Here is an 8,254-nt window from a genome sequence, read left to right as displayed (position 1 = left end):
CGTCATGGCGCGATGGCCGGCGGGTGGGCAGACGTCATGCGGTGAAGTGCTCTGCGCGGCAAGTCGAGCCGCAGAGGATAGCCAACCTGGGTGGTGGCAGGCGTGCAGGAATGGCGATAGGTGAAGCGTTCCTGGGTGAGCTCGGCGGCTCGGTGCAAGCGATGGCGCCGCCGGCCCGACTGGCTCAGCTGCCGTCGCCGGTGATCCCGGTCAACATCGACAGGGCCGGCGGCGCCATCGCTTGCACCGAGCCGCCGAGCTCACCCAGGAACGCTTCACCTATCGCCATTCCTGCACGCCTGCCACCACCCAGGTTGGCTATCCTCTGCGGCTCGACTTGCCGCGCAGAGCACTTCACCGCATGACGTCTGCCCACCCGCCGGCCATCGCGCCATGACGCTGTCCCGGCGCGCATTGCCGGTCGTGTTGGGACTGCTGCCGCTGGTGGCCTGTGCCGATCCGGCCTTCGACCGCTGCCTGGCTGGCCTACAGACCCAGGCCGCTGCAAAGGGCGTGGACGCTGCCAGCTTTCAGCGTTTCACCGCCGGGCTGGCGCCTGATCCCAGCGTCTTGCCGCTGCTGGATGCGCAGCCCGAATTCACCACGCCCATCTGGGATTACCTGGCCAGCCTGGTCGACAGCCAGCGCGTCACCGATGGCCAGGCCATGCTGGTCACCCACCGCGAACTGCTCAGCCGCCTGTCCGAACAGACCGGCGTGGACCCGGCCACCATCGTGGCGGTGTGGGGCGTGGAGAGCGATTACGGCCGCGTCACCGGCAAGCGCCCGCTGCTGGTGTCGCTGGCCACGCTGTCGTGCGCCGGCCGCCGCCAGCCGTTCTTTCGCGGCGAATTGCTCGCCTTGCTCAGCCTGCTGCAGCAGGGCGATCTGTCCGTCGATGGGCTCACCGGCTCCTGGGCCGGCGCGTTCGGGCAAACCCAGTTCATGCCTTCGACCTACGCCCGCATCGCGGTGGATGGCGACGGCGACGGCCGCCGTGATCTGGTGACCAGCATTCCCGACGCACTGGCCTCCACCGCCAACTACCTGGTCAAGGCCGGTTGGGAACGTGCCCGTCCGTGGGGCATGGAAGTCACCCTGCCGCGCGGCTTCGACGCCAGCAAGGCCGGGCGCACCCGCCGCCAACCGCTGCTGGCCTGGCAACGCGCCGGCCTGCTCGGCACCGACGGCACACCGCTGGCGCCGACCGGGCTGTCGGCAGAAACGCCGGCCGCCTTGCTGCTGCCGGCCGGCGCCACCGGCCCGGCGTTCCTGGTGTTTCGCAACTACGACGCGATCTACGCCTACAACGCCGCCGAGAGTTACGCGCTGTCCATCGCCCTGCTCGCCGATCGCCTGCGTGGCGGCCCCGGCCTGGTGGCGGCCTGGCCCACCGACGACCCCGGCCTGGGCCGGCCCGAACGGCGCGAACTGCAGCGGTTGCTGCTCGCCCGCGGCTACCAGATCGGCGAGGCCGACGGCATGGTCGGCAGCGCCACCCGCCGCGCCATCCAGGTCGAACAGACCCGCCTGGGCCTGCAACCGGCCGACGGCCGTCCGGGCCAACGCATCCTCACCGCGCTGCGCGCCGCCCCGCCGGTGGCCGGCGCCGCCGCCATCCGCGGCACCGCGTTCAAGCTGCCGGCCGCATACCCGGCCTTCGCCCAATCCCCCAGCGTCCAAAAGGCATCCCCCATGTCCGACACCACCGGCCTGACCACAGGCGATTTCCACGGGTTTCCCTCGTTACTGATCGACACGCCGTTCTCCACCGCCGCCATCAGTTTGTTTGGTGGCCAGCTGCTCTCGTTCGTGCCCAAGGGCGGACAGGACGTGATGTGGCTCTCGCCCAGCGCCCAGCAACCGACCCCGATCCGCGGCGGTGCGCCGGTGTGCTGGCCGTATTTCGGTCGCCAGGATCAGACTGGCGACGTGCCCGCCCACGGTTTCGTGCGCACGGTGGCCTGGCAACTCACCGAAAGCCGCCGCAAAGATGACGGCACCGTGGTGCTCACGCTCACCCCGCCGCGTTTCGACGACCTGGCGCTGCGCCTGCGCATGACCCTGCGCATCGGCCGCACGCTGGTGCAACGCCTGATCACCGAAAACACCAGCCCCGCCCCGGTCCGTTTCACCCAGGCGCTGCATAACTACTTCCGCGTCGGCGACGCGCTCAAGGTCAGCGTGCAGGGCCTGGACGGCCTGGACTATCTGGATAAATACGAGAACTACGCCACCGCCCACCGCCAGCAAGGCGACTGGAGCCTGCGCGACCCACGCGACCCCGGTCGTAGCGACCGCATCTACCTCAATGCCGGCGGCCGCTACACGCTCATCGACCCGGTGCTCGGCCGCCGTATCGTCATCGCCACCGAAGGAAGCCGCTCGCTGGTGGCCTGGAACCCGGGCGAAGAGGCCGGCAAGAAGATGGCCGATGTTGGCGAGGGCTGGCGCGACTACGTCTGCCTGGAAGCGGCCAACGCCGGCCCGGATGTCATCGAACTGGCCCCCGGCGCCAGCCACACCCTGGCCCAGACCATCAGCGTCGAGTAACGCACCGCCCGCGGCACGCGCGGGGCAGCAAAGTACGAACCTCAACTTCACCCCTTCTCCCAAGGGAGAAGGGGCCCCGAGGGGGGGCGGATGAGGGGACGGGCGCAGCCTCGTGCAGTTGGCCAGCCCGAACGCCTTGCCCGGAATCTCACCGCCCACTCATCTCTCACTTGAAGAAAGGAGCTCCACCTCCGTCACGTTGAGCCTGCCTTGCCCAACAGACCCAGCGCTTCCCTCGCTACACTGGCCGCTTCGCCCAACTGCGAAGCGCGATGTCCCTCTCTCCCGATTTCGCTCCCGTCCCGGGGCGCCGCCGCGCCGCGCTGATCTTCATCTTCATCACCGTCCTGATCGACGTGCTGTCGTTCGGGGTCATTATTCCGGTACTCCCGGATCTGGTGCGCCACTTCACCGGCGGCGACTACGTGGTGGCCGCCGGCTGGATTGGCTGGTTCGGCTTCCTGTTCGCTGCCATCCAGTTCGTCTGCTCGCCGTTGCAGGGTGCGCTCTCCGATCGCTTCGGTCGCCGCCCGGTGATCCTGCTGTCGTGTCTGGGCCTGGACTTCATCCTGATGGCGATCGCCCACAGCCTGCCGATGCTGCTGCTGGCGCGGGTCATCTCCGGCGTGTGCTCGGCCAGCTTCTCCACCGCCAATGCCTACATCGCCGACGTCACCCCGCCGGACAAACGCGCCGGCGCATTCGGCATGCTTGGTGCTGCCTTCGGCATCGGCTTTGTTGCCGGCCCGTTGATCGGCGGTTGGCTGGGCAGCATCGGGTTGCGCTGGCCATTCTGGTTTGCCGCCGGGCTTGCCCTGTTGAACGTGCTGTATGGCTGGTTCGTTCTGCCCGAATCGCTGCCCGCCGAACGCCGCACCGCGCGGCTGGACTGGTCGCACTCCAATCCGCTGGGCGCGCTCAAACTGCTGCGCCGCTACCCGCAGGTGTTCGGCCTGGCGTCGGTGGTATTCCTGGCCAACCTGGCGCACTACGTCTATCCCAGCATTTTCGTGCTGTTCGCCGGCTACCGGTACCACTGGGGGCCGCGCGAAGTGAGCTGGGTGCTGGCCGGGGTCGGCGTCTGCAGCATCATCGTCAATGCGTTGCTGGTCGGCCGCCTGGTGCGCTGGCTCGGCGAACGCCGCGTGTTGCTGCTGGGGCTGGCCTGCGGGGTGATCGGCTTCATCATCTATGGGCTGGCCGACAGCGGCACTGCCTTCCTGATCGGTGTGCCGATCAGTGCGTTGTGGGCCATCGCCGCACCGTCCGCGCAGGCCCTGATCACCCGTGAGGTCGGCGCCGACGCGCAAGGTCGCGTGCAGGTGCAGGGTGCGCTCACCGGTCTGGTCAGCCTGGCCGGCATCGCCGGTCCATTGTTGTTCGCCAAGGTCTTCGCTTGGTTCATCGGCAGCGGTACGCCGCTGCATCTGCCGGGCGCGCCGTGGTTGCTGGCCGCTGTCCTGCTGGCCGCAGGCTGGGGCATGGCCTGGAAACGGGCCGCGCGCGGCGCCGGCGCCACACCCGCGGCGCAGTCGCGAAGCCAACCTATTCAGCTTGCGCCCGCGTCTGCTTTTTCCGATTTGCGCAGGCACTGCTAGGCTGGTGCCCTTCGTGCCGCGGCACCGCCTTGAGCCCCTATGGTTTCCGACGTTCTGGCAGTTCCGCCATCGGCTGCGCTCGCGCTGCGCCACGCCACCCAGGATGTCCATCGCCTGGTCGAAGCAGTGCCGCTGATGCAGGCGCTGGCGCAGGGCCAGGTCGATTCGGCTGCCTATGCGCAGATCCTGCGCCGCCACCATGCCTTGCTGGCCGGCTTCGAAGCGCAACTCGGCAACTGGCTGACCACTCTGGTCGGCAACGGCTGGCAGTACCGCCGTCGCGTGCCGGCACTGCGCGCTGACTTGCGCGCGCTTGGCCAGCAACCGGGTCTGCCGGCCGCACTGCCCGCCAGTGCCGATGATGCCGCGCGCTGGGGCATGTTGTACGTCATCGAAGGCTCGCAGCTCGGTGGGCGGGTGATTGCGCGCACCCTGCGCAAGCAGCAGCCCGCGCTGGCCGGCGCCTTGCGCTATTTCGAGCTGGCCGACGACGACCCGGCCGGCTGGCGCCGCTTCCAGGCAGCGCTGGATCGACGCCTGGCCACCCCATCCGCACGCGACGCCGCCATCGACGGCGCGCAGGCCATGTTCGCCCACTTCCATATCTGCCTCGCAGCGGAGCCGCAGCCGTGAACCAGCCCACCGAACCTCTGGATATGGATGTCTGCGCGCGGGAGCCGATCCATATTCCCGGCCTGATCCAGCCCTATGGCGTGTTGCTGGTGATCGAACCGGCCGATGGCCGTATCGTGCAGGCCAGCAGCACCGCCGCCGACCTGCTCGGCGTGCCGATGGATGCCCTGCTGGACATGCCGTACACCCAGGTGCTGGAACTGCCCGACGCGCAACCATTGCCCGTGGACGATCAACCGCAGCACCTGCTGCACGCCGATGTGCGCTTCCCGCAGCGCAGCGCGCCGACAGATCATCCCTGGGTCGCCGCCTGGCATCTGTATCCGGAACAATGGCTGATCGAAATCGAGCCGCGCGACGCGCGCCTGATGGATGTCACCCTGCGCGACGCGCTGCCGCTGTTGCGCAGCATCGAGCGCGATGCGGGCATCGACGAAGCGGCAGTGCGCGCGGCCAAGGGCCTGCGCAGCACGATCGGCTTCGACCGGGTGATGGTGTACCGCTTCGACGAAGAGTGGAATGGCGATGTCATCGCCGAAGCGCGCCAGCCCGAACTGGAGGCCTATCTGGGCCTGCATTACCCGGCCAGCGACATCCCGGCGCAGGCACGCGCGCTGTACCTGCGCAACCGCGTGCGCCAGATCGCCGATGTGCGCTACCAGCCGTCGCCGATCCAGCCCACCCTGCATCCGCGGCTGGGCACCCCGGTGGATCTGAGCGATGTCAGCCTGCGCAGCGTCTCGCCGGTGCATCTGGAATACCTGGCCAACATGGGCGTCAGCGCCACCCTGGTGTCGTCGATCGTGGTCAACGATGCGCTCTGGGGGCTGATTTCCTGTCACCACTACAGCCCGCACTTCACCAGCCATGCCATGCGCGATGCCACCGATGCGGTCACCCGCGCGCTGTCCGGGCGCATCGGCGCGCTGCAGGCGGTGGGGCGGGCGCGGCTGGAGTCGGTGCTGCTCACCATCCGCGAAAAGCTGATCACCGACTTCAACGACGCCGAGCATCTGACAGTCGACATGCTCGCCGACATGGCGCCGGACTTGATGGACGTGGTGGACGCCGATGGCGTGGCAATCTTCCACGGCAATGAAATCAGCCGTCATGGCAGCGTGCCGGATGCAGAGGCGTTGCGCCGCATCCGCGACCACGTCGAATCCGAACACCATGACGCCCTGCGCGAGGACGCGGTCGGCGCTCTGCATGTGGATGCCATCGGCGAGGTGTTCCCGGAGCTGGCCGACCTCGCTCCGCTGGCAGCCGGCTTCATCTTCGTGCCGCTGATGCCGCAATCGCGCAGCGCCCTGTTGTGGACGCGCCGCGAGCAGGTGCAGCAGGTCAAATGGGCCGGCAACCCGCAACTGGCCAAGCTGCAGGACATCCCCAATTCGCGGCTCTCGCCACGCAAGAGTTTCGATCTGTGGCAGCAGACCGTGCGCGGCCGCGCACGGCGCTGGTCGGCGCTGCATCTGGAATCGGCGCGCAGCCTGCGCGTGCTGATCGAACTGATGGAACGCAAGCGCTTCCAACAGGACTTCACCCTGCTTGAAGCCTCGCTGTCGCGGCTGCGCGACGGAGTGGCCATTATCGAACGCGGTGCCAGTGGCGCCGCGCACCGGCTGATGTTCGTCAACCCGGCGTTCGCCGAACTCAGCCAGACCGAAGTGGCCGACTTGATCGGTTGCGACATCCTCGCCCTGCTGGCTGACGATGCTGCCCGTGGCAAGGTCGAACTGCTCGAAGAGGCGCTGCGTCTGGGCCGCGCCGCCTACGTCACCTTGCCGCTGCGCACCCGTGATGGCGCACCGGTGTATCGCCAGTTCCATCTGGAACCCTTGCCCAGCCCCAGCAGCGTCACCGCGCACTGGCTGCTGCAGTTGCGCGACCCGGAGTAAGAGCGCTGCGATCCACCCGGCATTCGGCCAGCGCATGCGCTGGCCGCACGTCTCACTCCATCAGCGGGCATGCGTGCTAAGGCGCTGCATTCGTCCGCAAGGCCAGCAATGTGATCGTTCCGGCCACCAGGCCCAAGAACGCCGCGCCGATCCCGCCCAGCGTCAGCCCGGAGGCGGTGACCAGGAAGGTGATCAACGCCGCTTCGCGTTCGCTGTCCTCGCGCAGTGCGGCCGCCAAGCTATTGCCGATGGTGCCTAGCAGCGCGATCCCGGCAATGGCCATCACCAGTTCACGTGGGAAGGCCGCAAACACCGCGGCCACGGTTGCACCGAACAACCCGACTACCAGGTAGAACACGCCCGCGCTGACCGCAGCGGTGTAGCGCCGCGCCGGATCTTCGTGCGCTTCGCGACCCATGCAGATCGCCGCAGTAATCGCCGCCAGATTCAACGCAAAGCCACCGAACGGCGCCAGCACCGCATTGACCGCACCGATCCAGCCGACCGTCGGTGAGATCGGCACCGCATAGCCGGACGCCCGGATCACCGCCACGCCCGGCACGTTTTGCGACGCCATGGTCACCACAAACAACGGAATCGCCAGGCCGAACAGCGCCGCCCACGATAGCGACGGCATGACCAGCACCGGGTGGGCCAGTTGCAACTGCACGGCCTGCAACCGCAGCAGCCCACCGCTGGCGGCAATCGCAACACCCACCAGCAAGGTTGCAATCACCGCATAGCGCGCAAACCAGCGCCGCCCGCCCAGATAGGTCGCCAACATCGCCAGCGCCAGCAACACCTGGCTCTGCATCGCCACAAAGATGTCCAGGCCGAAGCGCAACAGCACGCCGGCCAGCATCCCGGAGGCAAGCGAAATCGGAATCCGCCGGATCGCCCGTTCGAATAATCCCGAAAAGCCGGCCAGCATCCCCAATACCGCAGCGACCACAAACGCGCCGACCGCCTTGCGTAGTGGCACCCCGGCAGCACTGCCGATCAACGTCGCCGCACCCGGCGTGGACCAGGCCGTGACCACCGGCACGCGGTAGCGCAGCGACAACCCGCGATACACGTCACGCCGATGCCGATGCCGAGCGCCCACATCCACGACGCCATCTGCGCCTGATCGGCGCCCAGGTGGCGCGCCGCCTCGAACACGATCACCGCAGAGCTGGCGAACCCCACCAGCACGGTGACAAAACCGGCGGCAATCGCAGGCAGGGATAGATCGCGAAGCAGATTGCGGGAAGCGGGCATGAGGGCGCTCTCTGTCGGGTACATCTATTTTCATCGAGCCAACCCGCGATCGATACCGCAGCGTTACGCCTCTGGGTGTGGATCTGTGAGCTTGCAGGCTGCAGGCGTGCGGGCAGTGGCCAAAGTGCGCAGCGCGTGCCGCACCCGCGTGAATAGGAGTCGATGTCATGCCAGTGTCAAAAAGTGCTTGCACTTCTGCGTGGTCTCGATAAACTGCGCGGCCTCGCTCAGGACGGCGGCGCTTCTCGAAGCATCGCAGCAACGAACGAGGCGAATCGGAAACATCACAAGGTGTTGACGAAACGAAAA

At 67.8% G+C, this 8,254-nt stretch carries 4 protein-coding genes and 1 pseudogene; 4 read left to right on the top strand and 1 reads right to left on the bottom strand.

Annotation, left to right across the window (positions count from 1 at the left end; genetic code table 11):
• Positions 1-393: 393 nt before the first annotated feature.
• The 4 genes from XAXN_RS19615 to bphP all read left to right on the top strand — a co-directional run bounded on the left by XAXN_RS19615 (position 394) and on the right by bphP (position 6,685).
• Positions 394-2,553 (top strand): lytic murein transglycosylase, encoded by a 2,160-nt coding sequence (locus XAXN_RS19615; protein ID WP_054320762.1) that lies wholly within the window; start codon positions 394-396, stop codon positions 2,551-2,553.
• 272 nt (positions 2,554-2,825) lie between these two features.
• On the top strand, positions 2,826-4,151 hold the full coding sequence (locus tag XAXN_RS19610) for a TCR/Tet family MFS transporter (protein ID WP_425511818.1): 1,326 nt from the start codon (positions 2,826-2,828) through the stop codon (positions 4,149-4,151).
• A gap of 39 nt (positions 4,152-4,190) precedes the next feature.
• Positions 4,191-4,784, top strand: coding sequence for a biliverdin-producing heme oxygenase (locus XAXN_RS19605; RefSeq protein WP_054320761.1), 594 nt, complete (start codon positions 4,191-4,193; stop codon positions 4,782-4,784).
• A complete protein-coding gene (gene bphP, locus XAXN_RS19600; RefSeq protein WP_054320760.1) occupies positions 4,781-6,685 on the top strand; it encodes a bacteriophytochrome BphP in 1,905 nt (634 codons plus the stop codon). The genes XAXN_RS19605 and bphP overlap by 4 nt, the downstream gene beginning before the upstream one ends.
• 76 nt (positions 6,686-6,761) lie before the next feature.
• Here bphP and XAXN_RS19595 read toward each other — a convergent pair.
• A pseudogene (locus XAXN_RS19595) lies at positions 6,762-7,945 on the bottom strand (benzoate/H(+) symporter BenE family transporter).
• Positions 7,946-8,254 lie beyond the last annotated feature (309 nt).

The sequence above is a fragment of the Xanthomonas axonopodis genome, from assembly GCF_001304695.1.
Lineage (GTDB): Bacteria > Pseudomonadota > Gammaproteobacteria > Xanthomonadales > Xanthomonadaceae > Xanthomonas > Xanthomonas axonopodis.
The sequence above is the reverse complement of the archived record's forward strand: the minus strand, read 5'-3'. Positions and strand labels throughout refer to the sequence as shown.